Genomic DNA, 697 nt, shown 5'->3' with positions numbered 1-697 from the left:
GCTGCTGCACCGGATGGGCGCCGGGGACGACGTCCCCCTGGGCACCCCGGTGACCGGCCGGTCGGACGAGGCGCTGCACGACGCGGTGGGCATGTTCCTCAACACGCTGGTGCTGCGCACCGACCTGTCGGGCGACCCCGCCTTCGACACCCTTCTGGAGCGGGTGCGCGCCGCCGACCTGGCCGCCCACGGCAACGCCGACCTGCCCTTCGAGGACGTCGTCGACGCGGTCGACCCGGTCCGCGCGCCCGGGCGCAACCCGCTGTTCCAGGTCATGGTCTCCCAGCAGACCCGCCCCGAGGGCGCCGAGGACCTGTTCGGTCTGCGCACCCGCCTGGACGACCAGGTGATCGACAGCGCCAAGTTCGACCTGGAGTTCGCCTTCATCGAACGGCCCGGCCGCGACGGCCTGGACGCCGTCGTGCGCTACGCCTCGGCCCTGTACGACCGGCCCACCGTCGACGACCTCGCCGAGCGCTTCACCCGGCTGCTCGGGACCCTCCTCGCCGATCCGCGGCGCCCCGTCTCGGGCGCCGACGTGCTGCTGCCGCGCGAGCGCCGGGCCCTGGAGGCGGCCCCGGCGGACACCGCGCGCCCGGTGCGCAACCGGACCCTGCCGGGGCTGGTCTCCGAGGGGGCGGTGAACCTCTCGGAGACGGCGCTGGTCGGGCCCGACGGCGCCGAGCTGACGCGCGGC

General features: G+C 75.8%; 1 protein-coding gene. It reads left to right on the top strand.

Features of this window, described 5'->3' with window-relative positions:
- On the top strand, positions 1-697 hold a 697-nt coding region (locus tag D450_RS31150; RefSeq protein WP_039820893.1), incomplete at both ends, for a condensation domain-containing protein.

It is taken from the genome of Nocardiopsis halophila DSM 44494, assembly GCF_000341245.1.
Classification (GTDB): Bacteria; Actinomycetota; Actinomycetes; order Streptosporangiales; family Streptosporangiaceae; genus Nocardiopsis_A; species Nocardiopsis_A halophila.
This window is presented reverse-complemented; position numbering and strand designations above follow the sequence as displayed.